Source organism: Gilliamella sp. wkB108 (genome assembly GCF_001690195.1).
GTDB lineage: Bacteria > Pseudomonadota > Gammaproteobacteria > Enterobacterales > Orbaceae > Gilliamella > Gilliamella apicola_L.
On the sequence record NZ_LZGM01000084.1, the window covers coordinates 14,288 to 40,166 of the forward strand.

General features: G+C 34.9%; 27 protein-coding genes. 10 read left to right on the forward strand and 17 right to left on the reverse strand.

Translation table 11 applies throughout. From position 1 onward, the window contains the following. Positions 1 to 136 precede the first annotated feature (136 nt). Together lipB and lipA are read left to right on the forward strand one after the other, a co-directional pair. Positions 137 to 754, forward strand: coding sequence for a lipoyl(octanoyl) transferase LipB (gene lipB / locus A9G11_RS09415; RefSeq protein ID WP_065619354.1), 618 nt, complete (start codon positions 137 to 139; stop codon positions 752 to 754). Between the two features lie 13 nt (positions 755 to 767). Beyond that, positions 768 to 1,727 (forward strand): lipoyl synthase, encoded by a 960-nt coding sequence (gene lipA / locus A9G11_RS09420; RefSeq protein ID WP_065619355.1) that lies wholly within the window; start codon positions 768 to 770, stop codon positions 1,725 to 1,727. Positions 1,728 to 1,880: 153 nt separating this feature from the next. Here lipA and A9G11_RS09425 read toward each other — a convergent pair whose 3' ends face one another. Then, positions 1,881 to 3,653, reverse strand: a complete 1,773-nt coding sequence (locus tag A9G11_RS09425) for a DUF3413 domain-containing protein (RefSeq protein ID WP_065619356.1) — start codon at positions 3,651 to 3,653, stop codon at positions 1,881 to 1,883. 190 nt (positions 3,654 to 3,843) lie between these two features. Between A9G11_RS09425 and A9G11_RS09430 the strand changes: the two genes are divergently transcribed. The 4 genes from A9G11_RS09430 (at position 3,844) to A9G11_RS09445 (ending at position 8,561) form a co-directional block, all read left to right on the forward strand. Continuing rightward, positions 3,844 to 5,616, forward strand: coding sequence for an AAA family ATPase (locus A9G11_RS09430; protein ID WP_141674399.1), 1,773 nt, complete (start codon positions 3,844 to 3,846; stop codon positions 5,614 to 5,616). A gap of 147 nt (positions 5,617 to 5,763) precedes the next feature. Next, positions 5,764 to 6,285 carry a bifunctional 3-hydroxydecanoyl-ACP dehydratase/trans-2-decenoyl-ACP isomerase gene (gene fabA / locus A9G11_RS09435; protein ID WP_065619358.1) on the forward strand — a complete coding sequence of 174 codons (522 nt, stop codon included), beginning with the start codon at positions 5,764 to 5,766 and terminating at the stop codon, positions 6,283 to 6,285. A gap of 351 nt (positions 6,286 to 6,636) precedes the next feature. After that, entirely contained in the window at positions 6,637 to 7,851 is a 1,215-nt protein-coding gene (locus tag A9G11_RS09440; protein WP_065619359.1) for an MFS transporter, read from the forward strand. Positions 7,852 to 8,072: 221 nt separating this feature from the next. Continuing rightward, entirely contained in the window at positions 8,073 to 8,561 is a 489-nt protein-coding gene (locus A9G11_RS09445) for a thermonuclease family protein (RefSeq protein WP_081298515.1), read from the forward strand. Between the two features lie 20 nt (positions 8,562 to 8,581). On the opposite strand, the gene A9G11_RS09450 is transcribed toward A9G11_RS09445, so the two are convergent. The 4 genes from A9G11_RS09450 to A9G11_RS09465 form a co-directional block, all read right to left on the reverse strand. After that, on the reverse strand, positions 8,582 to 8,860 hold the full coding sequence (locus A9G11_RS09450; protein WP_065619360.1) for a DUF5339 domain-containing protein: 279 nt from the start codon (positions 8,858 to 8,860) through the stop codon (positions 8,582 to 8,584). A 165-nt stretch (positions 8,861 to 9,025) separates the two neighbouring features. Beyond that, positions 9,026 to 9,235 carry a transcription antiterminator/RNA stability regulator CspE gene (gene cspE, locus A9G11_RS09455; RefSeq protein ID WP_065619361.1) on the reverse strand — a complete coding sequence of 70 codons (210 nt, stop codon included), beginning with the start codon at positions 9,233 to 9,235 and terminating at the stop codon, positions 9,026 to 9,028. A 311-nt stretch (positions 9,236 to 9,546) separates the two neighbouring features. Continuing rightward, positions 9,547 to 10,356: a pyrroline-5-carboxylate reductase gene (proC, locus tag A9G11_RS09460; RefSeq protein WP_065619362.1), complete on the reverse strand. Its 810-nt coding sequence runs from the start codon at positions 10,354 to 10,356 to the stop codon at positions 9,547 to 9,549. Between the two features lie 499 nt (positions 10,357 to 10,855). Beyond that, positions 10,856 to 11,794: a type IV pilus twitching motility protein PilT gene (locus A9G11_RS09465; RefSeq protein ID WP_065619363.1), complete on the reverse strand. Its 939-nt coding sequence runs from the start codon at positions 11,792 to 11,794 to the stop codon at positions 10,856 to 10,858. A 28-nt stretch (positions 11,795 to 11,822) separates the two neighbouring features. On the opposite strand from A9G11_RS09465, the gene A9G11_RS09470 reads away from it, so the two are divergent. Next, positions 11,823 to 12,524, forward strand: coding sequence for a YggS family pyridoxal phosphate-dependent enzyme (locus tag A9G11_RS09470; protein ID WP_065619364.1), 702 nt, complete (start codon positions 11,823 to 11,825; stop codon positions 12,522 to 12,524). Positions 12,525 to 12,560: 36 nt separating this feature from the next. Continuing rightward, the gene (locus A9G11_RS09475) at positions 12,561 to 13,118 is read left to right on the forward strand and encodes a YggT family protein (RefSeq protein WP_065619365.1); all 558 of its coding nucleotides are present in this window, start codon (positions 12,561 to 12,563) and stop codon (positions 13,116 to 13,118) included. A gap of 50 nt (positions 13,119 to 13,168) precedes the next feature. On the opposite strand, the gene A9G11_RS09480 is transcribed toward A9G11_RS09475, so the two are convergent. The 4 genes from A9G11_RS09480 to corA form a co-directional block, all read right to left on the reverse strand. After that, complete coding sequence (locus A9G11_RS09480; RefSeq protein ID WP_065619366.1) at positions 13,169 to 13,591, reverse strand: YcgN family cysteine cluster protein; 423 nt, start codon at positions 13,589 to 13,591, stop codon at positions 13,169 to 13,171. Further along, positions 13,588 to 13,836 (reverse strand): YcgL domain-containing protein, encoded by a 249-nt coding sequence (locus A9G11_RS09485; RefSeq protein ID WP_081298516.1) that lies wholly within the window; start codon positions 13,834 to 13,836, stop codon positions 13,588 to 13,590. The genes A9G11_RS09480 and A9G11_RS09485 overlap by 4 nt, the downstream gene beginning before the upstream one ends. Before the next feature lie 19 nt (positions 13,837 to 13,855). Further along, the gene (gene glk / locus A9G11_RS09490; protein ID WP_065619367.1) at positions 13,856 to 14,821 is read right to left on the reverse strand and encodes a glucokinase; all 966 of its coding nucleotides are present in this window, start codon (positions 14,819 to 14,821) and stop codon (positions 13,856 to 13,858) included. Between the two features lie 201 nt (positions 14,822 to 15,022). Beyond that, the gene (corA, locus tag A9G11_RS09495; RefSeq protein ID WP_065556855.1) at positions 15,023 to 15,964 is read right to left on the reverse strand and encodes a magnesium/cobalt transporter CorA; all 942 of its coding nucleotides are present in this window, start codon (positions 15,962 to 15,964) and stop codon (positions 15,023 to 15,025) included. Positions 15,965 to 16,180: 216 nt separating this feature from the next. Here corA and A9G11_RS09500 point away from each other — a divergent pair, with 216 nt between their 5' ends. Both A9G11_RS09500 and A9G11_RS09505 read left to right on the forward strand, forming a co-directional pair. Continuing rightward, positions 16,181 to 16,702, forward strand: a complete 522-nt coding sequence (locus A9G11_RS09500; RefSeq protein WP_065619368.1) for a single-stranded DNA-binding protein — start codon at positions 16,181 to 16,183, stop codon at positions 16,700 to 16,702. A gap of 113 nt (positions 16,703 to 16,815) precedes the next feature. Further along, positions 16,816 to 17,478, forward strand: coding sequence for a MarC family NAAT transporter (locus A9G11_RS09505; RefSeq protein ID WP_065619369.1), 663 nt, complete (start codon positions 16,816 to 16,818; stop codon positions 17,476 to 17,478). 105 nt (positions 17,479 to 17,583) lie between these two features. Here the strand turns inward: A9G11_RS09505 and A9G11_RS09510 are convergent, their stop codons facing one another. The 8 genes from A9G11_RS09510 to cmk form a co-directional block, all read right to left on the reverse strand. Continuing rightward, a complete protein-coding gene (locus A9G11_RS09510; RefSeq protein ID WP_065619370.1) occupies positions 17,584 to 18,276 on the reverse strand; it encodes a DUF2461 domain-containing protein in 693 nt (230 codons plus the stop codon). Continuing rightward, complete coding sequence (gene kdsB / locus A9G11_RS09515) at positions 18,276 to 19,043, reverse strand: 3-deoxy-manno-octulosonate cytidylyltransferase (protein ID WP_065619371.1); 768 nt, start codon at positions 19,041 to 19,043, stop codon at positions 18,276 to 18,278. Before kdsB ends, A9G11_RS09510 begins: the two co-directional genes overlap by 1 nt. Before the next feature lie 21 nt (positions 19,044 to 19,064). After that, positions 19,065 to 19,250, reverse strand: coding sequence for a Trm112 family protein (locus A9G11_RS09520; protein ID WP_065619372.1), 186 nt, complete (start codon positions 19,248 to 19,250; stop codon positions 19,065 to 19,067). A gap of 4 nt (positions 19,251 to 19,254) precedes the next feature. Next, entirely contained in the window at positions 19,255 to 20,262 is a 1,008-nt protein-coding gene (gene lpxK / locus A9G11_RS09525; protein ID WP_065619373.1) for a tetraacyldisaccharide 4'-kinase, read from the reverse strand. A 77-nt stretch (positions 20,263 to 20,339) separates the two neighbouring features. Further along, a complete protein-coding gene (locus tag A9G11_RS09530; RefSeq protein ID WP_065619374.1) occupies positions 20,340 to 22,649 on the reverse strand; it encodes a DNA internalization-related competence protein ComEC/Rec2 in 2,310 nt (769 codons plus the stop codon). Positions 22,650 to 23,013: 364 nt separating this feature from the next. Then, a complete protein-coding gene (gene ihfB / locus A9G11_RS09535) occupies positions 23,014 to 23,304 on the reverse strand; it encodes an integration host factor subunit beta (protein WP_065619375.1) in 291 nt (96 codons plus the stop codon). 100 nt (positions 23,305 to 23,404) lie between these two features. Further along, positions 23,405 to 25,087, reverse strand: coding sequence for a 30S ribosomal protein S1 (gene rpsA, locus A9G11_RS09540; RefSeq protein ID WP_065619376.1), 1,683 nt, complete (start codon positions 25,085 to 25,087; stop codon positions 23,405 to 23,407). Between the two features lie 111 nt (positions 25,088 to 25,198). Further along, positions 25,199 to 25,879 (reverse strand): (d)CMP kinase, encoded by a 681-nt coding sequence (gene cmk, locus A9G11_RS09545; protein WP_065619377.1) that lies wholly within the window; start codon positions 25,877 to 25,879, stop codon positions 25,199 to 25,201.

A 25,879-nucleotide genomic window follows, 5' to 3' on the forward strand; every position in this document is an offset into this window, starting at 1 on the left:
CAATTTTTGCAAAGCGTGAAGTATCGAGTTGTATGACGTTGGTTATACCGTGTTCAGTGACAGGTTGTCAAGTTATAGTAAAATCTGTTATATAAGATTAAATAATTTGATAATGGTGATCCCTAATAAATAAACTATGCCACTGGACAATATCATCATACATAATTTAGGTATAGAGCCTTATATGCAGACTTATCAGGCAATGCATGCTTTTACTAAAAACCGTAATGAACATACCACTGATGAAATTTGGTTAGTTGAGCATTTACCTGTATTTACTCAAGGTAAAGTCGGTAAGCCTGAACATCTATTAACCCAATCGGATATTCCTGTTGTGCAAACTGATCGGGGTGGTCAAATTACTTACCACGCGCCAGGTCAACAAATTATGTATATCTTGTTGGATTTAAAGCGACGACAAATAGGTATTCGCCAAGTCGTCAGTTATTTAGAAAATTGTGTGATTCAAACCTTAGCTCATTATGATATTGTAGCTTATGCGAAAGCAGATGCACCGGGTGTATATATCGATCATAAAAAAATTTGCTCTCTGGGTTTAAATATTCAACATGGTTGTACATTACATGGACTGGCTCTTAACATCAATATGGATCTGACTCCATTTAACTATATAAATCCTTGTGGATATGCAGGCTTAGAAATGACGCAATTAAATCATTATGTCAGCCAGATTGATCTAAATGAGATCCGTCAATTATTAACCGATCAGTTTATTAAACAGTTACTTAACTAATAAGATACAAATTATGCAAAATAATCAAACGATAATCAGAAGTTCTAAATATCGCGATGCAGATAAAACCCGTTTAATACCGACAGTTACCTTAGAAGATACTACCCCACTCAAAAAGCCAGAGTGGATGAGAATTAAATTATCTGCTCACTCTGATAATATCGCGCATATTAAAAATACCATGCGAAAACATGGTTTGCATTCCGTTTGTGAAGAAGCTTCTTGTCCTAATTTAGCTGAGTGTTTTAATCATGGAACGGCAACGTTTATGATCCTAGGTGATATTTGTACCCGCCGTTGTCCATTTTGTGATGTCGCTCATGGGCGACCTTTACCGCCAGATCATCAAGAGCCAATTAAGCTAGCACAAACGATTCACGAGATGAAATTACGTTATGTGGTGATTACTTCTGTTGACCGAGATGATCTTAAAGACGGTGGCGCAAGTCATTTTGCAGCTTGTACCGCAGAAATTCGTTCATTAAGCCCCAATATCAAAGTTGAAACTCTTACACCTGATTTTCGTGGTTGTATTGATGAAGCTGTTGATGTATTAAGTGATAATCCTCCAGATGTATTCAATCATAATTTAGAAAATATTCCTCGTTTATATAAAAAGATTCGTCCCGGAGCTAACTATGATGGCTCTTTGAAATTGCTCGCATCTTTTAAACAAAGACATCCTGAAATTCCAACCAAATCGGGGCTGATGGTAGGATTAGGTGAAACAAATCAAGAGTTGATCCAAGTATTAAAGGATTTACGTGCGCATGGTGTAACTATGTTAACGCTTGGGCAATATTTACAACCAAGTAAATATCATTTACCTGTAGAACGTTATGTTTCGCCAGATGAATTTGCCGAGCTAAAGAAAATCGCTTTAGATATGGGATTTACTCATGCAGCATGTGGACCATTTGTACGCTCATCCTACCATGCAGATTTACAAGCAATGGGAAAAGAGGTGAAGTAGTATTCACCGGTAAACTGACAACTAGCTTAAACTAAAAGTTATACTTAAACATATAGTTAACCTGAAACCTTTTTACAGTTTTATAAGCTGTCTTAACGGATATTGTTAATTAACTGATACAATTAGTTTTCTTGCTATCTATTTTTTGATAATTTAGTTATCTACCACCATAAATCGACGATTTTCTGTGACAATCTGTAAAAATATTGGCAAGCTAATGGTTTCATCTTTTTGCAATTTATTGTCAAGATCGTAAATCTTAGAACGACCATAGGCATCAAGCACAATGGTTTTATCATCATAAAGCGCTGCAATCTCATTTTCATTACCTGCAACTAACCATTGTCGAGTATTAGTTTTAAATAGATTTTTACCTTGACTGTACTGTTGTGGTGGTGTTGTCACATACAATGCATCTTGCAATAGTGTTCGCATAATATCAGTTTGGGAAGTTTCTTCGGTTATTTCGCTACTTGCCTTTTCTGGCCATGCAATAATCAGTGGAACTTTTAGCAAATCGCGATTGAAGCTACTTCCAGTATTTCGCATAGCGATTTTTTTCACTTCATCAATATTAATATCATTCGAACCAGTTATCACAATCACAGTATTATCAAAATCATTTGAGAATTTTAAATAAGAAATGAGTGATTCTAAATATTGATCTAGCTTTTTAGCTTCGGATCCTAGATTGGCTAAAGGGATTTTTTTATTTTTATCTCCCAATGTGTATTGAATAATTGAGAATGACGGTTGTAGATTTTCAAGTTTGTTTTGCTCATCATACCATGCCATCCAATAGTCAGTTATCTGTTTATTCGACTGTTTTTTCGGTTCTGGCATAGCAAAATTAGACAATAATGCATAACGATAAAGCGGATCAGCAAAACCGTCTGCCGAAAATAACCCTAAATTATAATGCTGTTTCGCCACTACATCGAGTAAAACTGAAGGTTTATGGCTTGCTAAAATGCTATTGTAATAATTTGGATCTAGACCATAGAAAAGTGAAAAGTTATTTAAGTAAGCTTGATGACTTGCACCATAATGATTAGTAAATTGTATATTTTGTTTGGCAAACTCTTTTAACCACGGCATATTATTCGCCAATAAATCATTATTCCAACCATCAATTACAATCATCACCACATTTTTTTGTACCTGATCTTGCGTATAATTGATACGCCCAAGTGGATATTCAATCGCGATAGCAAAGGGATTCCCCTCTTGAGCAACACGATTACGATAGTTACTTTCGGCAATAAATCCATATCGTTCCAAAAAATGACGAGCAGTTAATGGATAAGAGAGTGGTAAACTCGAACGCTGCATAGTAATTGGTCGATAAAAATTAGCATCAGCCCAAATATGAATTAAATGTGAAGAGACAAAGCAGAGAATAAATAAAATAACCACTGGTTTGGCATAATTTCGACGTTTGCTTAAACTGCGTAGTTTTTTCCAGCTCCAAACAGCAAATAAAATTTCGATTAATAATATAAACGGAATAATAATAAAGGTACTACTTAAAAATGAGGCTCTTTGCGAACTAAATAATTGCCAAATCGATAAATTAAGATGCATCCTAAAATGTGAAAAGACATCGATATCAATTAAAAGTAATGAAATCCCTAATGTGGCAATAATTGTTGCGATGATGCGCTGCCAGCGAGAAGAGTGTATAAAAAAACTTAATGGGAAAAGCAAAATCAGATAAGTTATAAATGTCAAATAACTAAAGTGACCGATCGCACTGATGATTGCATAAAATCGCCCCATAAAGGTACGCGGCCAATCTGCAATCAATAAATATTGACTACCAAGTGTAATGACGATAAATATATTAAACAACGTAAACCAGTGTCCCCAGCTAACGATTTGCGAAGAACGGTCATCTTTAAGGTGATTATTTTTGAGTTTGAGCATATTTAATCGTTGATATTGATGATAAAGAAGATAACTAAATACTAAATTGCCAAATAGTTTACCCGATTTTGAAAAATCTTTCTGTAAATTTTTTATCTGGTAGCATAAAGATTCAGGTAATCTGTTGGCGTTATAGCTGTTACTTGTTATAATTTGAGGATTAAATTAGCTAACAAAAAAGACAATAACTTTGGCAATCACACAACTCAAAACTCAACAGCTCCAACCTAATTTAGATCCAATCACAGAACTTGTTAAGAAGAGCAAAACAGATAGGCCGTCAGTAAACGATAAATCATCTCATTTACTTACTTGGCAACCTCGGGTTGCCTCTGCGCTATCGATGTTATGTCCGAGTAAACGAGTACCCTATAATCCACGTTTTATGCTTTTAAAAGCGAATGAAAGTGAATTATTTTTCAATCTACTTAAGCAGTCTGTTAAGTTAAATCTAACTACCTCGACTTTAGGTTATAGTTATCATTGTAACGAAACTAAGATTACTTTAACTAAAGCTAAAACTCAGCAAGATAACTTTGCAACGCTTGATAGTTGCTTAGCTGCCACCACTGTAGATAGTGAAAAATTATTTGGTTGTGTTCGACAACCTGAAAATAGTCCAATTAAATTACAGGCAGGATTAGTTCATTATACTAATGGCGGTATTTTAATTTTAGGTTTACGTTCCCTATTGAGCCAACCTACTGTTTGGACTAAATTAAAACAGATGATTATAAAACAAGAATTCGAATGGTTTTCAGCTGATGAATCGCACCCTTTGCCATTAGCTATTCCACCGATGCCACTTGATTTACGCATTATTTTAGTTGGCGATAGGTTGAGTTTAGCGGAGTTACAAGAGTTTGAACCTGAATTTTATACAACTGCAATTTATGCCGAATTTGAAAATGAATTGCATATCAAATCTCCTGAGCAAATTGAACAATGGTTCGCTTATCTACAATTTATCGCTGATAAACAGCAGTTGCCTAACATAGACAAATCTGCTTTTGCTCGACTGTTGAAACATGCTACACGTTATACCGGTGATCAGTATTATCTCCCTCTTGCGGTTGACTGGGTGCAATCATTACTGGTAGAAGCGAGCTATCATGTACAAGACAATACTATCGATGACATCTGTTTAACCAAAGCTATAGAACAAAAATCATGGCGAGAAGATTACTTAATTGAACGCTTCCATGAAGAGATTTTTAGTAATCAAATAATGATCAACACCAAAGATCAAGTGATTGGTCAGATCAATGGACTTTCAGTAATCGAATATCCGGGTTATCCCAAAGTAATTGGTGAACCGTCTCGCTTAAGTTGTCTTGTTCATTTTGGCGATGGCGAGTTAATTGATATTGAGCGTAAAACCGATCTTGCCGGTAATATTCATTCTAAAGGTATGATGATTATGCAGGCCTTTATTATGTCTGAATTTGCTATTAATCATCAGTTACCTTTTACAACTTCTTTGGTTTTTGAACAATCTTATAGCGAAATTGACGGTGATAGTGCATCACTTGCCGGACTTTGTGCGTTAATTAGCGCATTATCTGAACAACCAATAGATCAACAATTAGCCGTCACCGGCTCAGTCGATCAGTTTGGTCATGTTCAATCTATTGGTGGTGTTAACGAAAAAATTGAAGGTTTTTTTGCTGTCTGTAAACATCAAGGTTTAACCGGTCAACAAGGGGTTATTATACCGGCAAGCAATCAACGTCATTTAAGTTTGCATGATGATGTAATTAAGGCGATCAAGCAAGAGCAGTTTTCAATATGGGCGGTTGAACATATAGCTGAAGCACTCTATCTATTAACGGGCATTCCTTATAAGGATGAAAATAGTATTAGTTTATATAAACTCATCCATGCCCGTATGCAATCAATGCTATTACAGGATAAAAAACAAGATAGCTGGTTAAGTAAATGGCAAAAATATTGCAAAAAGTAGTAATTGACAATAAACTTTGATCCAAAATCCCATTAATAAAATAGTGGGAAATTTTAATTTTTACCGATTAATTTTTCATAATATGGTTATCAATAATTCTATTTACGATAACCATGAATGTGATCACAACAAAAATAAGGTTTTTTTATGACATTTGAACGTAAATCTTCATACGATAAAGCAGATCTGATTAAATCAGGAAATAATGAACTATTTGGCCATGACGGTCCCCCCTTACCATCTGATTTAATGTTAATGATGGATCGTGTTATCGAAATGAATGAGGAAGGCGGTAATTTTGGCAAAGGCTATGTCGAAGCTGAACTTGATATCAATCCTGATTTATGGTTCTTTAAATGCCATTTCAAAAACGATCCAGTTATGCCGGGCTGTCTTGGTTTAGATGCTTTATGGCAATTAGTGGGATTCTACCTAGGCTGGCTTGGCGGAAAAGGTAAAGGTCGCGCTCTTGGTGTCGGTGAATTAAAATTAAAAGGTCAAGTATTGCCAAGTAATAAAAAAGTAACTTATAAAATCCACTTTAAGCGCGTTATTAATCGTAAATTAATTATGGGTATTGGCGACGGCGAAGTTTTTGTTGATGGTAAACTCATTTATGAAGCAACCGATCTTAAAGTTGGTCTTTTCAAAGATCCTGCCAATTTTTAAGTATAATATGTAATCTGATCTCGTTAACAAGTAGTTAACGAGATTTAAGCAAAAAATGCGATCCCAGATTAACTTATTGAAATCCCTTAAAAACAGTCCTATATTTCACCACTGACGTTAATCTCTTTTGATTTTAACAAAAAAATTGTATCCACTTGTTAATTATATTGATGCGTGAATCAATTATTATTCACTTATCTAAAATAGATATACGTAATTGATACCCAATTATTTTCGAGATAAAAATAACTCCTTCTGACTCTTTCATAGTCAACCAATCGCGAAATAGTATGGATGAATAATGAGTATATTTATTTGTGAATTTCAAAAACACAAATAAGTTATTGTATTATGGATAATCAAACACAAACCAAATTGTGGAGTACGGATTTTATTGTCGTTTCCGCTATTAATCTATTCGTTTTGATAAATTACTATATGTTACTTGTAACCATAGGTAATTACGTTGTTGATACATTTGCTGCCAGCAAAAGTATCGCAGGCCTCGTTACTGGTATGATGGTTATTGGGTGTCTGATTGGTCGGTTTATCACTGGATTTTTCCTTGAAATGATTGGCTGCAAAAAAGCACTTTTTGTTGGCATCACCGGTTTTATTATCACTATGGGGTTATACTTAACCGCTTTTAACCTGACATCATTAATATTAGTTCGTTTTATTAGTGGCATTTTTGTCGGTGTCATTGGTACTGTAACAGGTACAATTGTTGTCTATATTGTTCCACCTAATCGCCGTGGTGAAGGCATTAGCTACTTTAGTTTGAGTACCATTTTAGCAACAGCATTAGGCCCTTTTGCCGGCATATTATTAGCACAACATGTCAACTTTTCGGTACTGTTTTATTTTGGCATTATTATTGGGATCATTTGTCTATTAATTGCTTATCGCCTTAAAGCGAATAAATTGATGATCAACTCCCCCCAAAAGCAAACATCTAAGCAAAAAGCATCATGGTTACAATTATCAAGTTATATTGAACCTAGTGCTGTACGTATCTCATTTATCGTAATGCTTGTTTCTATCGGGTATGCAGCCATTCAAGCTTACTTGTCATTTTATGCTCAGCAGCTGAATTTAATAGAAGCAGCTAGTTTCTTTTTTGCTATTTATGCCGTATTTATTTTAATATCACGTCCATTTAGTGGTAAATTGTTCGACCTAAAAGGCGAAAATGTAATTATTTATCCAACCTTAACTTTACTTATTATTGGCTTTATTGTTCTAAGTACTGCTCATAATGCATGGCTTTTACTACTTTCCAGTGCTTTGATAGGACTAGGTTTTGGTAACTTTCAATCAACTGCACAAGCTGTGGCTGTCAAAGTTTCTCCACATCATAAAGTAGGACAAGCTACGTCTACTTATTTCATTCTATTTGATTTTGGTATTGGTCTAGGACCTTATTTTATGGGACTTGTTATTCCCTACACCGGTTATCAAGGATTGTATTTACTCTGCGCACTAATAACTTTCTTATCTATGATTCTTTACTACTTATTACATGGACATAAAAAACCACAAATTACGGTCACAGAAGAGCGATAAATTAACTTTTAACACATAATGAATACTAAATTACACGTTGAGTAATAAGCCTGAATACCAACTTGCTCCGAAGATAATTTCAAGATATGTGATCGTTTAATATTCAACATGCCTGAGTTTTTCAATTGCATTCCGGTTAAAGTTAACTTAATCAGGGTTTCAATTGAGTATCTATTTATATTCGGTATATAATATATGACAATATTTGCAAATTATTATTGATGATGAATTTATTAAAACATTTTTTTATTAGTATTGTACTACTTCTATCATTAACAACTTTAGCTAATGCTGATTTTCAAGGTAAAGTTGTTAAAGTCATTGATGGTGATACCGTTGATGTATTAACTTCCCAAAAACAAAAAATCCGAATTCGTTTATTGGATATTGACGCGCCTGAAAGTCGACAAGCTTTTGGTAATGTATCAAGGAAATATTTGGCATCATTGATTGCAGGTAAAATGGTTTTCGTTAAAGAAAATAAGAAAGATATTTACCAACGCACCCTTGGTACCATTTTCTATAATAAAATAAATATCAATGCCAAAATGATTGAAAATGGTTATGCATGGGCATACCGTTATAAAGGGGTAGCTAAAAATAAGATATTTGTAAATCTAGAAACTAAAGCTAAACAAAACAAAAAGGGACTTTGGAAAGATAAACATCCTATAGCCCCTTGGGATTTTCGACATCAAAATCGACATTAAATTATTATTAATCAATAATACTATCTTTTAGGCATTGAAGCTTCAAGTTGTTTCAATGTTTCACTAGCTTGTTTACAAGCAGCTTCTTGTTGAGATTCAGGCATTGAAGAAATCTGTTGTTTACCTGCTTCTAAATTTTGTTTCATTAGATCCATTTGTTGTTTAGTTGCGGCATCATCAGGAATAGCTTTAAATAAAGTATCAACTTTATCAAAGTATGTTTTACATGTAGCTGATAAATCAGCCATAGCAACTGATGAAAGACCTAATAGTGCTACTGATAAAAATAATTTTTTCATTAAATTTTTTCCTTTCTATATTTGAGTATAATTATGTTGATTAATAAACCAACATACCGGAATAATCATACAATAGAAATTTTCATAACACAAGTTGATAGGCGATAAAACATCTTATCAGTAGTGTGTTTATAACCTACTGATAAGATTAAAAAGAAAGGGTAATTACATTATAACAACTTCGGCAGCAGCTGGACCACGAGGACTATCTTGGATAGCGAACTCAACATGTTGCCCTTCTGCTAATGTTTTGAATCCGTCACCAGCAATAGCGGAAAAATGTACAAACACATCTTTACTACCATCTTCTGGAGAGATAAATCCAAAACCTTTACTTTCATTAAACCATTTAACTTGTCCTGTCTTCTTAGACATAATAATTTCCTCTAATAAAATAATCTCAGCCGATAAGGCTATCTTTAAAACATAAAACTTAGAACTTATGAACACTGAGAAGGAAAAGTTGAAGAGAACTAAAGCTAAAAGAGATAGAAAGTAAACTACAAACTGCTTAAATCAAAATGTCACTAAATAAATCCGCATGTCATATGCTAGGTACTATTAACGCATAGATTGACTTCATATGCAAGCAATGTTTTAAACTATTTTATTGTTTGCTATAAATAGCCCCTGCCAAAATCATTATCCGCCATTAATAAATTAAGGCGGATAAAAGAGTTACACTGTTACTTTTCAGCAAGTACTTGAGATTTTTTAATCGTTGCAGCCACAGCATCCATGACTGCAGCCCTAAATCCTCTCTCTTCAAGCGTTTGCACACCCTCAATTGTTGTACCGGCTGGTGAACAAACCATGTCCTTAAGTTCACCGGGATGTTTGCCTGTTTCCAAAAGAAGTTTAGCTGATCCCATGACTGCTTGAGCCGCAAATCTATAAGCTTGTTTTCGCGATAAACCACCTTTGACCGCCCCGTCAGCTAATGCTTCAATAAACATAAACACAAATGCAGGCGATGATCCACTTGCACCTATAACTGCATCAATTAAGTATTCAGGAACGACTTCGGTTGCACCAATACAGTTTAATAATGATTGAATAACAGCAATCTCTTCATCTGTTACTTCGGTATTTGGTGTAATTGAACACATTGCCGCATTGACCAGTGCCGGAGTATTTGGCATTACGCGTACAATTTTTTGTTCATAACCAACACTATTAGCAATGGTTTTTATCGTTACACCGGCTGCAATTGATACCACAATAGTGTTCTTTTTCAGTTCCTTTTGAATGTCATTTAAGACATCAACAATAACATTAGGTTTTACTGCGATAAAAACAATATCTGACTCTCTGGCTACATCTCGGCCGGAACTAAGATTATTAATAGAATAAGATTGATTAAGCGCCTGCCCTTTCTCAGGATGAGTATCATAAACATAAATTTGCGTTCCCGGTACTATGTTACTTGCCAAAACACCTTGCAAAATAGCATTACCCATATTACCTAAACCGATAAAACCAATACGCTGTTCCATTATTTTCTCCTTAGTGAAAGAACGACTAAGTGATTATAAAATATTTTGGTTATAAAGCTAAAAAATATTATTGGCAATATCAACGATACTAGTAACAAACTATTCATAATTACGTTTATCTCTTTAATTATTTTTTTACAATGCCGGGAAATAATTTTAAGCAATTTACCAATTGAGTTAAAAAACGATTATCAAATTTTGTTGGGTAACAGGTATCTTTTCTTTCTAACAAATGGGTTACTGGTTTGGCTGTTAGGCGAAAATGTTCTGATGAGTCAATGATATTTACTCTCGTTTCGATACATCTATTTTGATCAAAGATTGTAATTATTGATTGTTCCTTCTGTCTAAGTATTCATCTAGCTAACGCAATTGGTTGTGTGCGTCATATTGAATGGATTGGATAGCTAGTAATAATCAATGTACTTTTATTATTACTAGTGAAGATGATATATATATATAACGCTCTTTCATTTACAATATTCATTAAAATTGATCATCATTGTGGCATAATTTGCATACCATATTGTTGCCCCGTCTGCATAAGTGAAAAAATCTGCTTAATTTTACCTTCATTGATTAAATTACTTACCGCAGGTGTATTAATCAATATTTCAAATAGTGCCTTCCTGCCATTTGTGTGTGTAACTAATTTTTGGCTTATCACCGCTTTTAAACTACTGGCTAATTGAGTGCGAATAAAATCACGTTCATGACCATTAAATACATCAATAATACGATTGATCGTCTGTATTGCCGAACTTGTATGTAAAGTTGCAAAAACCAAATGCCCCGTTTCAGCAATGGTTAATGCCGCTTGGATAGCTTGTTTGTTTCGCAGTTCACCTAATAGAATAATATCTGGATCTTGCCTTAAAATAGAATTTATCGCACTATCGAAATCTGATAACTCTCGTTGCTCAATTAATGATTTTTCATTTTGGTATATAAACTCAATCGGATCTTCTAATGTGATAATATGTTTAGCTACCGTCAAATTGATATATTGAATCAATGATGCCAATGTAGTCGATTTGCCACTACCTGTCGCGCCAGTGATTAAAATAATACCATACTTTGATTCTACTAAACTTTTAAAAATATTTGGGGCATCAAGCTGTGATAGGTCGGGGATTTGTTGATTAATTACTCTAAATACAGCAGATATACCTCGATGCTGATAGAAAATATTTGCTCTAAATCGACCGATATTGCCAAGATGATAAGCTAAATCAAGTTGACCGTTATGGTTTAATTCATCTTGTTGTAATGGAGTAAGTATTTTAAGTAACGCTTGTTTTAGTTCCAGAGGTGATAATTTTTCATCAACTAAAAACTGTAACTGCCCATTTATACGGATGCATGGCTTTTCACCACTGGAAAGATGCACATCTGAAGCATTTTGCGTTACACTACGTGCCAATATTGAGTTTAACATATTATTACATTATCAATTGGAAATTAAAATGAACACGGTACATGACAATTTACTTGCTATTAAAAATAAAATTCAAAAAATTGCCTTAGAATGCGATCGCGATCCCAACACTATTGAACTTATTGCTGTAAGTAAAACCAAACCTGTTGAGCAAATCACAGAAGCGATAAATGCTGGTCAAATTTCCTTTGGTGAAAATTATGTTCAAGAAGGTGTTGAGAAGATCAACTACTTTAAGCAAGCATTACCTGATACCCCTTTAATATGGCATTTTATTGGTCCTCTCCAATCCAATAAAAGTAAATTAGTTGCAGAAAATTTTGATTGGATGCATACCATTGATCGTTTCAAAATCGCTCAACGATTAAATGATCAACGTCCAACGCATATGGCAAAACTTAATGTACTTATTCAAGTTAATATTAGTCAAGAAATGAGTAAGTCTGGTGTCTCACCTTCAGATGTAACCGATTTAGTTAAACAAGTGATAAATCTCCCTAATTTAAGTTTGCGAGGTTTAATGGCGATCCCTGAAATTGAAAATGATTTCAACAAACAACTGAACGTTTTTCGTCAAATGCAACAACTTTTATATTCATTACAAGCTGACTATCCATTTATGGATACACTGTCAATGGGTATGACTGGTGATATGCAAGCCGCTATTGTTGCGGGTAGCACTATGGTTCGAATTGGCACAGCAATCTTTGGTGCAAGGCAGTATTTATGATATATTGCAAGGCATGTAAATTTTAAGGAGTTTTAGATGGCATCGATTTTCTTTCTAGGAAAAACTGTTTTAACCGTTTGCCTTTATATCATAATTTTACGATTATGGATGCAACGCATGCGTGTTAATTTCAATAATCCATTTACGCAATTTATCGTAAAAATTACTCAACCAATTGTAGGTCGTTTACGTCAATTTATTCCCTCAATCGGGCGATTTGATACTGCAACATGGATTATTTTATACGTGTTTGCATTAATCAAAATTATGTTTGTTTTTAGTTATGGCACCATCAATGCACCTTTATTTAATATTGATTATTTGTGGTTTGCTGTTGTAGCAATCATTCATGCGATAGGACATTTACTATTTTGGTTATTATTATTTAGAGCAATTTTTAGTTGGATTAATCGTGGACAAACGTTTACTGATGAACTGCTTGCTCAATTAACCGAACCGCTGATTGCGCCTATTCGCCGACTAGTACCACCTATCGGGTATATTGATATCTCATTTATAATTGTGGCATTTATTCTTATCTTTTTAAATTTGCTAGGTAATGATATTTTCGGTGTTTTGTGGATCTTACTTTAATGACTATACTTTAATAACTAAAGTAAAAGGGAGCGAATGCTCCCTTTATGTTAAATGATATGATCTTCCCAACAAATCACATCTTTTTCATAAACAATACGATTTTTAACTGAAATTTTTAGTTTATGCATCTGCTTTTTATTGCCTGTAATAAGCGGATGCCATTCAGGCAATCGACCATTATCTAAAAAGAAACGATAACTACAAGTTAATGGCAACCATTCGATAGTAAGTAAATTTTCTCGGGTTAATTTAATACAATCAGGTTCATATTCAAAACGATGATGATAGTGTCTGCACTGACAAGTATTCGAATCTAATAAGTTGCAAGCAACATTAGTGTATAAAATCTCATCGGTGTCTTCGTCCATTAATTTATTTAGACAGCATTGACCACAACCATCACAAAGTTGTTCCCATTCATTATCACTCATTTGATCTAAGGTTTTATATTCCCAAAATGGTTCGATCATACTTTAAAATCATCTTCTTTTAGCATTTGCAGAAAAAATCCATCATTTTTTATCTTTTCTTCAATTTCATCAGAAGTACCGACGACAAAACGTCTTTTTCCGTCAAGCAATACCTTCATAACAAACACTGGCGTACCAAAAATAGAAAGGATTTTTTCAGGAATGGTTGAAAAGTCATTCTCATTTTCCATATACAAATAACAATTCTCTTTTTTACTACTACGATAAATATAACACCACATCATAAGATAACTTCCTTACTAATCAGCACTTTTCCAGGCTATTTTGCAAATATACACCTGCACCAAATAGTCCCGGATCTTTATGAGTGATAACATACACAGGCACTTTTTTAACCAAAAATGACATACGGCCTTTATTTTCAAATGCATCTCTAAATGCCGATTTTTTAAAAAATTCTATGAAACGAGGCACAATACCACCAGCGATATAAACCCCACCTTGTGTATTAAGCGTTAAGACTAAATTTCCGCCAAATCGTCCCATAAAAGTACAAAAGTGATTTAAGGTTTGTAAGCAAATTGGACAGCTATTATCTAAGGCTCTTTGCACAATAATATCAGGGGTAATATCCTCTATGGGTTGATTATTGATTTGTAATAGTGCTTGATAGATATTAACAATACCATTACCTGATAAAAAACGTTCTGTTGATACACGCCCGAACTTTTTACGCAATTGCACTAATATACGATCTTCTTCATCGTTAGTCATTGGCAATTCAGTATGGCCTCCTTCACCAGATAAACTTATCCAGTGACCATTGATGTTAATCAGATGTGAGACACCAAGCCCTGTTCCAGCGCCATAAATAGCGATCGGATAATTTAAATCGGGTTCTCCACCACCAATTTTCACCACATCTTGTGGTAATAATTTAGGAATAGATGTCGATACCGCAGTAAAATCATTAATAACTTCAAGTGTAGTTAGATTAAGCTCTCTAATAAGTTCAGAACGAGAAAATGACAAATCATTATTAGTCATAGTGATCACATCTTCATCATCAATCGGGCATGCTATTGCAATGCAAGCCATATCAATTTTTACCGATTGTGTAGCTAAATAATCTTTGATTAATGTTAATAAAACATCGTGTTTAGCAATAAGAATTTTCGTGATTGCCGATAATTCATTAGTTGTTAAATTATATAATGCAAAGCGAGCATTGGTTCCACCAATATCGGTTACAAGTGCATATTGACTCATGTTATTCCCTTTTTTAACAAATTGATTGATTCTGTGCAAATTGTGAGCTGTTACACTTATGCGCTACAACAAGCTTAATCACAATATTATGAACTATTTCTTTAAACTTAACTAGTTTACCTTAATTGGCTATGGCTAAGAGGATTCTCCGCTAATTTTATAAGCGGAGAGTTGTAATGTGATACACAAATGAACTAAAACTTATAACCACTTTTTGAGTTTAAAATAAATATATGGTGCAACACCTGCAAGCAACATTAGAATTAACGAAAATGGATATCCATATTCCCATTTAAGTTCTGGCATAAATTCAAAATTCATCCCATAAGCAGAAGCGACAACTGTCGGCGGTAAAAAGACAACTGATACCACCGAGAAAATCTTAATAATGCGACTTTGTTCAATATTAATAAAGCTGGTTGCGGCTTGCATCAAAAAGTTCACTTTTTGAAATAGTGATTCATTATGTGGTACCAACGATTCAATATCGCGGATAACCTCACGAGCTTGTTCAAGTTGATCTACTGGCATTTTGGCTCTGCGCACCAGATAGTTAACTGCTCGTTGACTATCCATTAGACATAAACGAACTTTCCAGGCCGTATCTTCAAGTTCAGCCAAAGAAGTAATGGCTTCGTCATAATGCTCTTGAGCAGAGCGATCCATAATAATTAAACTGAGTTCTTCCAGTTCACTATAGATATTCTCGATTTGATCGGCTAATTGTTCAACTTTCACTTCAAATAGATCGAGTAATACTTCATAAGGATTCCCATCATTCATACCTTGATAGCGTGAACGCATGCGATATAGGCGAAATGCCGGTAAATCCCGCTCACGTAATGTGAATAAACGTCCGTTATGAACGGTAAATGCAACAGTTGAGTTGCCCGCACGATCTTCAGCATCTTCATAAAAAAAGAAAGAGTGGACATGCAATCCTTCATTATCTTCAAAAAAACGAGCTGACGCCTCAATATCATCTAATTCTATACTTGTAGCTAAGTTTTGTCCTAAATGAGTTAAAACAAAATCTCGATCGGCTTCTTCTGGTTCAATTAAATCAATCCAGGTCGCATTATTTATATCGCCTTCATTAATTTTCACTAACTGTTTGTTTTTTAGTCCAAACGCATTAATCATAAGGCCTCCTTTGTGGGAAATTTTTTAGAACATTGCATAAACAAATGTGTGGCATTATACTCGTTATAGCAATAAATTCCTATGTCTAAGCTAATCTTTCTGTATCTTTCCAATATGGAAGTTGTATTCCATTAATAAATTAAATTCGGTGATGTTGCTTCATTGTCATGTTACAATACTGAACTTAAATTTTTATGCAATTTTTAGGAGTTTATAATGGCAAACCGAGGTATTAATAAAGTCATTTTAGTTGGCAACTTAGGCCAAGATCCAGAAGTCCGTTACATGCCAAATGGTAACGCTGTGGCTAATTTTAGCGTTGCAACATCTGAATCATGGAAGGATAAACAAACAGGTGAAAACCGCGATCGTACTGAATGGCATCGTGTTGTCGTCTTTGGTAAATTAGCTGAAATTGCTGGTGAATACATAAAGAAAGGTACTCAAGTTTACCTTGAAGGCCAATTACAAACTCGAAAATGGCAAGATCAAACAGGTAATGATCGCTATACCACAGAGGTCGTGGTTAATCCTGTGGGTGGAACATTACAAATCTTAGGATCTCGTAATAACAGTGAAAGTTTTGATGATAACTCGCAACATTGGGGGCAAAGTGCCAATAACGTTTCATCTGCACCAGCTGCACCTGCTCGCTCATCGGCACCAACAGCGCCAGCAATGCAACAACCTAAAGCACCTGAACCACCAATGGATTTCGATGACGATATTCCATTCTAAAATTACCATTTTTATGTTGTTCAATAGTGGGCGTTAATTCGCCCATATATTATATCTAGCTTATTTGAATTATAATTATCTGTATTTTTTGCCATTAGGTCTTAATAATATTTATGTTAGAGCTTATACAAACTGTTGGTTTTGGGTTAATTTTGTTTATTCCGTTAACCAATCCGTTAACCACCGTAGTGCTACTACTTGGTTTATCGGGTGATATGACCAATGAAGAACGTAATTATCAGTCTAAAATGGCTTGTATTTATGTATTTGTGATTATGGTTGCCTCATTTTATTGTGGTCAATTAATTATGAGTACATTTGGTATTTCTATTCCCGGTTTACGCATTGCTGGAGGTATGATTGTTGGTATTATCGGCTTTAGAATGCTCTTTCCCCAGCAACCATCGCATAGAACATTGGAAGCAGATGCTAAAAAGAAGGAACCTTCCAATAATATTGCTTTTGTGCCATTAGCTATGCCTAGTACAGCAGGACCTGGAACAATAGCAATGATAATTAGTATGGCATCAACAGTAAAAAGTGGTGGTTATGATGTTTCAACTTGGGTAGTTTATACCGCCTCAATTTTGGTTCCACTATTGTTATGTCTTATTCTTTGGTTTTGTATGCGTAGTGCTGGTAGTATAATGCGTTTCATGGGGAAAAGTGGCATAGAAGCCACCTCACGATTTATGGGTTTTTTATTAGTCTGTGTGGGTACGCAATTTATTATTAATGGCGTCAAAGAGTTAATTGTCAATTTTCCTAATATTTAATTTTGCTGTTACTGAAATAAACTCGATAAAGTCGCTTGCAAATAACCATTCAATCGTCAAATTGTTGGTGCAAGATAACTTAATAAATATCAAATTGAAATAAAATTATAGCTTAGGTATATTTTTTATCATCTCCACTCGCATGAAATAATCATAGAGTGGTAATAGTTGTTTAAATCTCTTCGCTAACTTATCCGGCAAATCACCATTAAGCACGTCGTCTATTTGTTTGCTTGTCACCATGACAGTAAGGCTTTTGCGATTATACCATGTCGCAATTTTTTCATCTTGCTCTTTAATTAAAGGACGTTTATAACTTTCACCAACTAACGTAAATGGTTTTTTAACACAATTAATCACTTTTAAAAATTTTGCAGGATCCTTTAGTACTTCTTCCCGAAAGATATCCATTGTTTGCTTGGATGCACAATAATAACCAAGCCCAAACTGATACGTATCTTTACTAATTTCAAAGAAGTAAGCAGGTGCTTCTTTCCAATCACGATTCGGGCGTTTAAATGTGAGCCATAAGTGATCTCGATATAAGGATTTATCGTGTGAAAAACGGGTATCTCGGTGGATCCTTGAGATTGTTTTACCGATTGCCGGACGGGTTTCGAACCATTCGTCAATTTTAAGCATTGCCGGAGTTAACTGCTCAACGAGCAATCGAAAAGGTTTGACTAAATCATTATCATAAATGGCTCGATTTTGTTCAAACCACGATCGACTATTATTAATCCATGCATCTTGTAGAAAATTGAGTCCTGCTTGAGTAAAACCGGTAAACTGAGCCATTATAACTCCTTAAATAATTCTCTTACTTTGTCTAAATCTGCTTGAGTATCAACCCCTATAGCGGGAGACTGTTTAGCTACCGCAACATGAATTCTCTCACCATACCAAAGAACTCTAAGCTGTTCTAACATCTCAATTTGTTCAAGCGTCGATGGTGTCCATTTAACATACTGACGAATAAAACCTGTAAGATAAGCATAAATACCAATATGTCGTAGGTAAAAATCACCAATACTGGTTTGTTTGGATAAATCGGCAGATTTAGCAAATCGATCGCGTTCCCATGGAATTGTCGCACGGGAAAAATAGAGTGCATAACCATCTTTATCTGTGACAACTTTAACCGCACCTGTATTAAATGCCTCTTCGACCGAATTAATCGGAACAGCAAGTGTTGCCATACCTGTTTTAAATTGGACTAGATTGTTTGCCACTTGATCTATAATAATAGGAGGAATTAAGGGTTCATCACCTTGTACATTGACAATAATTTCATCATCAGCAAATTGATAAGCATCGACCACTTCAGCTAAACGCTCGGTTCCGGAATTATGTTTATCACTGGTGAGAATAACTTCACCGCCATAATCCTTAACTACATCAAAAACTTGTTGATGATCCGTTGCCACAATCACACGACTGGCTGATGATTTTTTGGCTTGTTCCATTACTCGAACTATCATAGGTTTACCATGAATATCTGCCAATGGTTTAGCAGGTAAGCGACTTGATGCATATCGAGCAGGAATAATAACTGTAAAATTCATAACTAAAACCTTATATTTTCATTATTCTTGAGTAAGCAATGGTTGGGATAGTTTTTGTGCTTCATTTTCCAGTAAAACGGGAATGCCCTCTTTCACTGTATAAATTAACCTATCTGTATAACAGATCAATTGCTGATGTACTGCATCGTATTCCAGTTCACCATGACATTTCGGACAAGCAATGGCGCGAAGAAGTCTCTCTTTCATTTTTTTATTCTCTTTGTGATTTTATATTGGCTAACAACCAACAAATCTGATCTATTGCCGCTGACGGTATCACTGCATCAATGGGCAAATACCACCAGTTAGGTAATGCAAATTGCCGACATTTTACCGCATCTTTTTCAGTCATTAAAAGTGTTTGTTCATTGGTGGCTAGATTTGCCAATAATGATAAACTAAATTGTTGATGATCTGCAAAAGAGGTGGTTTTTATAACATCTGCTTTCATCGCAGTTAACATAGCAAAAAAACGTTGCGGATGACTAATGCCAGCAATAGCACAAATATTATGCAGCTCAGCTAATTTCCTTTTTTCTTGTGTTAACAAATTTACCGCGTACAGCGGTGCTAATTGCATTGTATAAGTTTTATCGGGATACTGTTTATTTAGATTATTAACACTATCACCATTTATCATGATTAAATCGACTGATTGCAACCGGTTTGTTCTTTCTCTCATAGGACCTGCCGGTATCCACCAACCATTACCAAATAGACGTTTACCGTCAACAACAACAATTTCTATATCACGAGCCAGCGCATAATGTTGTAAACCATCGTCAGTTAAAATTACATCTAACTTGTGATGTTTAAGCAGTATTTGTACAGCTTGACAGCGATTAGGTGAAACTGCAACAGGGACTTGGGTTCGTTGATAAATTAATACAGGTTCATCACCGGCTTGTTCAGTGGTGGTATGTTCATCTAACATGAGTGGATAGTTATCAGCTTTACCACCATAGCCTCGCGAGACGATACCAATTTTTAATCCTTTAGCTTTTAAGGCTTCAATTAATCCAATTGCGAAAGGTGTTTTACCGTTACCGCCTACCGACAAATTGCCGATAATAATTACCGGAACTGGTGAATGCCAAGATTTCAATATTCCGGTTTGATATAATTTACGCCGAACATAGGCAATCAAACCGTACAAACAGGAAAATGGTATCAGTAACCAAAATAACGGATTTTTACCATACCATAACTTTTCAATCATAACTTAATATTCACTCTATTGTGTTTAGTCAATATCATCTGCGATGTATATTTATTGATAACTGTAGATACCTTATTTTACTCATAAATAGGTAAACTACCAAACCAATCATGATACCATCTAGGGCTTATTTCTCCTCGCATTGTTTTTAATGTCCAGTCATGTTTATTAAAAAATAGACTAATTTGACCTGATTTAGCCGTAATGAGAAAATCTAAATCTAATTCACGATAACGGGCAATGCTTTTATATGAAGGTAGCTTCCATGGGTTATAACGTGATGTAGAAGCAAATGAAAGTCGTGGTGCAACATGATTGATGAAAGTATAACTTGATGAGGTATTACTAGCATGATGAGGAATTTGTAAAAACGTCGATGCTAGTTTATTGTGATATTTTGCAACTAATTGATACTCTTGATTACGCTCTAAATCCCCTGTTAATAATAGCTTAAAATTACCGTCACTAATTTGTAAGACACAAGAATCCTCATTCTGGGCATAATCAACTAATTTATCCGGCCATAAAACCTGTAAAGTTAAACGATCCCAAGTTATAGTATTACCAGTAATACAGTGATAATGGTTATTTAGTTTAGAAGATGAACTCATCAGCCATGCATTAGGATAATATTTCTGAAGTTCAGTTAAACCACCAATGTGATCGTTATGCTGATGACTTATAATGATGCCCTGTACATCTAAATTGTGCCACTGTAAGAAAGGAATAATGATGCGCTGCATAGCTGAACTTTTTTCCCATTTTGCACCAGTATCATATAATATTGCTGATTTACCATTATGTAAGACAACAGCCAATCCATGCCCAACATCTAACATATCTAATCGCCATGAATAGTCCTGCTGTTTGAACAAAGGGCTAATTAGTATTATCCATAATACTAATAAAGTAATGAAAAATCGGCGCCAGCATCCGGTACGTAAAACAAAAATAAGTAACCAACCACTAATACTCAATAGATAGAGATTAGAACAAACAGTTAACCAGCCATAATTAAGCTGTTTTAAACAATAAAATAACCATTCCAGTGATTGTTCAGCAATAAACCAAAACCATAATGCAATATAAAAACAGTCAACAATAGTATAGAGTAGCGCCAATAAAATTGCCGGAAAGGTGCAAAAAGAGATAATAGGAATAGCAATTAAATTGGTTAATAATGACGCCATACTTATTCCATGAAAAATCAAAAGTTGAATGGGTAATAAAAGTAACATCAAACCCAGTTGTAAATGCAGTAATCTAACCAAATACCAACGCTTTTTATGTTGCATAAACCTAGGTAAAGGTATCCATTCAAAAAGAAAAATCAAACTTATAACGGCATAACAGGATAACCAAAAACTTTCAGATAAAATCATTAAAGGATCGAACAATAATAAGATAGCAATGATGCGATTAATTTTTTGCCAAGCACTGAGTTGATAATTGTAATAACGTAAATAGATCCAAACTGACAACGCCAAAATAGCACGCAATGCAGGCGGATTAAAACCTGTTAACCATGCATAACAAAAGGCTCCAAACCACCCAATTACAATAGGAATACCATAATAAATTAGACGTTGAGGCAGTAAAAACAAAGCTATTTTTACAGTGAATGAACAAATCATAAAAACCAATAAAATATGCATTCCTGATATTGCCATTAAATGTGCAACTCCAGTTTGTAGCATAATATTGCGGTTATCATCATCTAATTGAGTGCGATCACCAAAAGCCAATGCTAGCAAAATATCACGGTAAGAAAATAAGTTAATATAAGAGGTAGCCTGGTTAACGACTGTCTGTCTGATATTGATTTTGTCACTAACTAAATTAGCTTTAAGTACTTTTGCTGATAATAAATTTCGATTAGCAATCGCAAAGCGTTGACTATCAAATCCACCTTCATTTAAATAACTATGGACAACTCTAGTTTTTAACGTAAGTTGCCAGATTTGACCGGCTAATGGCGTTTGTGATTGATCCCAATAAACCGATATAGGTAGTTCAAAATCTAAAGGATGATTATCAATTTCAAGCAGAGTAAATTTAATAAAGTATGGCGATGAGTCTGCCAATAAATATCGGGTATTGAGACCATCAACTTTAGCTTTCACTAAGAGAGTTTTATCAATGTAAGTAATGGTATTGGTTAAATACTGTTTTGAATAAGCTGTTGACCATAAAAAGCTTAATATAAACACAGCAAAGATCATCAGATAATTGCGAAATTTAGACGGTATGAAAAACAGTGCAAAAGCTAATATAAATGCCAGAACATACCACTGATTATCGGTAGGTAATGCCCGCAAAAACATTAATGGCACACAACCTAATGAAGCACTAATTGCGAGTAAATCAAGTGAGTAAAACTGTCGCATTTTTTTAAACCACAATAATGTTGGGGGGAATAAATTAATCAGCCTAGCATGATATGATTACGAAATAATAATCCGTTGTTAGAATTTGGAGTTAGCTTCCAGTTTTATACTTTAGTTAAGGCTGTTGTCATAAACTCACAACCAAAACCTATGGTTATCGGTAGTTTCACTGCATAGTTAAATGGAAATTTTGATAATGTTCACTAAAGTATTTAAAGGGAAAATAATTTTTGAAAATTGTTTAGTATTGTTATTTACAGAAAATATTTATTTTTTTGAGAATAAACAAGTTATTTAATTAAAGATAGGACACGCAGAAAAAAAAGCCTTTGATTTCTCAAAGGCCTCTAGTTGAATGATATTTTTATGCTTTTGCAGCATTATTTACTCTTTCACGCAATTCTTTACCCGGTTTAAAGTGAGGAATATATTTATGTTTAACCTCAACATTGCCACCTGTTCTTGGATTTCTTGCTTTACGTGGGGCGCGATAATTTAAACTAAAACTACCAAAACCTCGAATCTCTACACGATCGTTACTCTCCATAGCTAAAGCGATCTGTTCAATGATATCTCTTACAGCATCATCAACTAGTTGCACAGGAAGGTGTGCCCGCCAGCTTACTATTTTTTCTGCTAAATCTGATCTGTTCATGGTCACTCCTTAATTATTTATGCGACATTTAATCTTTTCATTTTATACCACAAAAGAAAAAGAGGGCAAGCCCTCTTTTTATCTTTGAATAAATATTTTTTTATTCAGTTTTTGATGCAGCTTTAAACGCTTCTGCCATTGCATTAGTAAATGATGCATCTTCTTGAGTTGCAGTGTTATTTACAGCAGCAAGTGCTTCTTTTTCATCAGCTTCATCTTTAGCACGAATTGATAAAGAAATTGCTCGAGCTTTGCGATCGATATTAACGATTTTCGCTTCAACTTCATCGCCAACTTTAAGTACAGTTGTTGCATCTTCAATACGTTCACGTGCAATATCTTGTGCTTTTAAGTAGCCTTCAATACCGTCAGCGATTTCGATAGTTGCGCCTTTGGCATCAACAGCAGTTACTTTACCTTTAACAATTGTGCCTTTTTTGTAGTTAGCTGCAAAATTATTGAAAGGATCATCTTCAAGTTGTTTAATACCTAAAGAGATACGTTCACGTTCTGCATCAACTTGTAACACAACCGCTTCGATATCATCACCTTTCTTATAAGCTTTAACCGCTTCTTCACCTGGCATATTCCAAGAGATATCTGAAAGATGAACTAAACCATCAATACCGCCTTCTAAGCCGATAAAGATACCGAAATCAGTAATTGATTTGATCTTACCACTAACTTTATCACCTTTATTGTGTGATTCAGCAAATTGTAACCATGGATTTGGTTTACATTGTTTAAGACCTAAAGAGATACGACGACGTTCTTCATCAATTTCAAGTACAATTACTTCAACCACATCACCTAAGCTAACCACTTTAGATGGGTGAATGTTTTTATTTGTCCAATCCATTTCAGAAACGTGTACTAAACCTTCAACACCAGTTTCGATTTCAACAAAACAACCGTAGTCAGTTAAGTTAGTAACTTTACCAGTGACTTTAGTACCTTCTGGGTAACGTTTAGCAATTGAAACCCAAGGATCTTCACCTAATTGTTTCAAGCCAAGTGAAACGCGTGAACGATCTTTGTCAAATTTAAGAACTTTAACTAATAATTCTTGACCCACTTCAACCACTTCACTTGGGTGTTTAACACGTTTCCAAGCCATATCAGTGATATGAAGTAAACCATCAACCCCACCAAGATCAACGAATGCACCGTAATCAGTAAGATTTTTGATGATACCTTTAACTTCAGAACCTTCTTGTAGATTTTCAAGAAGTTGTTCTCTTTCTGCGCTATTTTCAGATTCGATAACTGCACGACGTGAAACCACAACGTTGTTACGTTTTTGATCTAATTTAATAACTTTTAATTCGATTTCTCGGTTTTCAATATGAGAAGTATCGCGTAATGGACGAACATCTACAAGCGAACCTGGTAGGAACGCGCGAACGCCATTAAGATCAACCGTAAAGCCACCTTTAACTTTACCATTGATTACACCTAAAACTGTTGCAGCGTCATCTACTGCTTTTTCTAGTGTTAGCCACGCTTCATGGCGTTTTGCTTTTTCACGAGATAAAATAGTTTCACCAAAGCCATCTTCAATTGAGTCAAGCACGACATCAACTTCGTCGCCAACTTGCACTTCTAATTCGCCTTGGGCATTTTTAAACTGCTCTACTGGAATTGCTGATTCAGATTTTAAACCAGCATCAACTAAAACAACATCTTTGTCGATAGCAACGACAGTACCGCGGATCATATTACCAGAACGAGTGTCTAGTTGATTTAAAGACTCTTCAAAGAGTTGAGCAAAAGATTCAGTCATATTTATTTACTTAAGTTAATATTAACGTCCACATTACTTCCTGTCTTGTGGGGTTGTTTACGATACTCCATTCTTCCTTATAATGGAGCTTGGTTCGCTTAGTAAGATTGCTTACAACGCGAGTTTTTCGGATATATACGTAATAGATTGATTAAAGACATCTTGAATAGAAAGTGATGTGGTATCAATTATTAGTGCATCTATAGCAGGTTTTAACGGCGCAACAGTTCGATTACGATCGCGTTCATCTCGCGCAGTTATCTCTTGCAAAATTTCGGCGAATTTAGCATGATTTTGCTTTTCTTGCAACTGTTTCATTCGTCTTTCTGCTCTGGAGTGTGCGCTAGCATCAAGAAAAATTTTAACAGGCGCATCAGTAAAAACCACTGTCCCCATGTCCCGACCGTCCGCAACCAGTCCCGGAGCTTGTCTAAAATCACGTTGACGCTGTAATAAAGCTCTTCTAACTTGATTGAGTGAAGCAACTTGCGAAGCAGCACCACCTGTCTCTTCTGTTCGTATATCTCTTGAGACATCCAAACCATCTAATAAAACTTTAACTTCTGCTTCGCTAGTATCAAAAGTTAATGGTAGATTTAACGCTAATTGAGCTAATTGATTTTCATCATCCAGCGCAATTTGATGTCGTAATGCTGATAGAGCAAGTACGCGATAAATTGCACCAGAATCTAACAGATGCCAACTAAAATGATTAGCTAACGCTTGACATAAAGTGCCTTTACCCACACCACTTGGTCCATCAACGGCAATAACCGGTACAATTTTATTCAT

Excerpts from the sequence above, each read along its gene's own strand:
- A9G11_RS09475 (WP_065619365.1), top strand. The coding sequence starts at position 12,561 with ATGGCATCGATTTTCTTTCTAGGAAAAACTGTTTTAACCGTTTGCCTT.
- A9G11_RS09470 (WP_065619364.1), top strand. The coding sequence starts at position 11,823 with ATGAACACGGTACATGACAATTTACTTGCTATTAAAAATAAAATTCAA.
- A9G11_RS09530 (WP_065619374.1), bottom strand. The coding sequence starts at position 22,649 with ATGCGACAGTTTTACTCACTTGATTTACTCGCAATTAGTGCTTCATTA.
- A9G11_RS09425 (WP_065619356.1), bottom strand. The coding sequence starts at position 3,653 with ATGCTCAAACTCAAAAATAATCACCTTAAAGATGACCGTTCTTCGCAA.
- ihfB (WP_065619375.1), bottom strand. The coding sequence starts at position 23,304 with ATGAACAGATCAGATTTAGCAGAAAAAATAGTAAGCTGGCGGGCACAC.
- A9G11_RS09445 (WP_081298515.1), top strand. The coding sequence starts at position 8,073 with ATGATGAATTTATTAAAACATTTTTTTATTAGTATTGTACTACTTCTA.
- fabA (WP_065619358.1), top strand. The coding sequence starts at position 5,764 with ATGACATTTGAACGTAAATCTTCATACGATAAAGCAGATCTGATTAAA.
- rpsA (WP_065619376.1), bottom strand. The coding sequence starts at position 25,087 with ATGACTGAATCTTTTGCTCAACTCTTTGAAGAGTCTTTAAATCAACTA.
- lpxK (WP_065619373.1), bottom strand. The coding sequence starts at position 20,262 with ATGATTGAAAAGTTATGGTATGGTAAAAATCCGTTATTTTGGTTACTG.
- A9G11_RS09440 (WP_065619359.1), top strand. The coding sequence starts at position 6,637 with ATGGATAATCAAACACAAACCAAATTGTGGAGTACGGATTTTATTGTC.
- A9G11_RS09485 (WP_081298516.1), bottom strand. The coding sequence starts at position 13,836 with ATGATGTGGTGTTATATTTATCGTAGTAGTAAAAAAGAGAATTGTTAT.
- corA (WP_065556855.1), bottom strand. The coding sequence starts at position 15,964 with ATGATTAATGCGTTTGGACTAAAAAACAAACAGTTAGTGAAAATTAAT.
- glk (WP_065619367.1), bottom strand. The coding sequence starts at position 14,821 with ATGAGTCAATATGCACTTGTAACCGATATTGGTGGAACCAATGCTCGC.
- proC (WP_065619362.1), bottom strand. The coding sequence starts at position 10,356 with ATGGAACAGCGTATTGGTTTTATCGGTTTAGGTAATATGGGTAATGCT.
- A9G11_RS09510 (WP_065619370.1), bottom strand. The coding sequence starts at position 18,276 with ATGGCTCAGTTTACCGGTTTTACTCAAGCAGGACTCAATTTTCTACAA.
- A9G11_RS09500 (WP_065619368.1), top strand. The coding sequence starts at position 16,181 with ATGGCAAACCGAGGTATTAATAAAGTCATTTTAGTTGGCAACTTAGGC.
- cmk (WP_065619377.1), bottom strand. The coding sequence starts at position 25,879 with ATGAATAAAATTGTACCGGTTATTGCCGTTGATGGACCAAGTGGTGTG.
- cspE (WP_065619361.1), bottom strand. The coding sequence starts at position 9,235 with ATGTCTAAGAAGACAGGACAAGTTAAATGGTTTAATGAAAGTAAAGGT.
- A9G11_RS09480 (WP_065619366.1), bottom strand. The coding sequence starts at position 13,591 with ATGATCGAACCATTTTGGGAATATAAAACCTTAGATCAAATGAGTGAT.
- A9G11_RS09450 (WP_065619360.1), bottom strand. The coding sequence starts at position 8,860 with ATGAAAAAATTATTTTTATCAGTAGCACTATTAGGTCTTTCATCAGTT.
- lipA (WP_065619355.1), top strand. The coding sequence starts at position 768 with ATGCAAAATAATCAAACGATAATCAGAAGTTCTAAATATCGCGATGCA.
- A9G11_RS09520 (WP_065619372.1), bottom strand. The coding sequence starts at position 19,250 with ATGAAAGAGAGACTTCTTCGCGCCATTGCTTGTCCGAAATGTCATGGT.
- A9G11_RS09465 (WP_065619363.1), bottom strand. The coding sequence starts at position 11,794 with ATGTTAAACTCAATATTGGCACGTAGTGTAACGCAAAATGCTTCAGAT.
- kdsB (WP_065619371.1), bottom strand. The coding sequence starts at position 19,043 with ATGAATTTTACAGTTATTATTCCTGCTCGATATGCATCAAGTCGCTTA.
- A9G11_RS09505 (WP_065619369.1), top strand. The coding sequence starts at position 16,816 with ATGTTAGAGCTTATACAAACTGTTGGTTTTGGGTTAATTTTGTTTATT.
- lipB (WP_065619354.1), top strand. The coding sequence starts at position 137 with ATGCCACTGGACAATATCATCATACATAATTTAGGTATAGAGCCTTAT.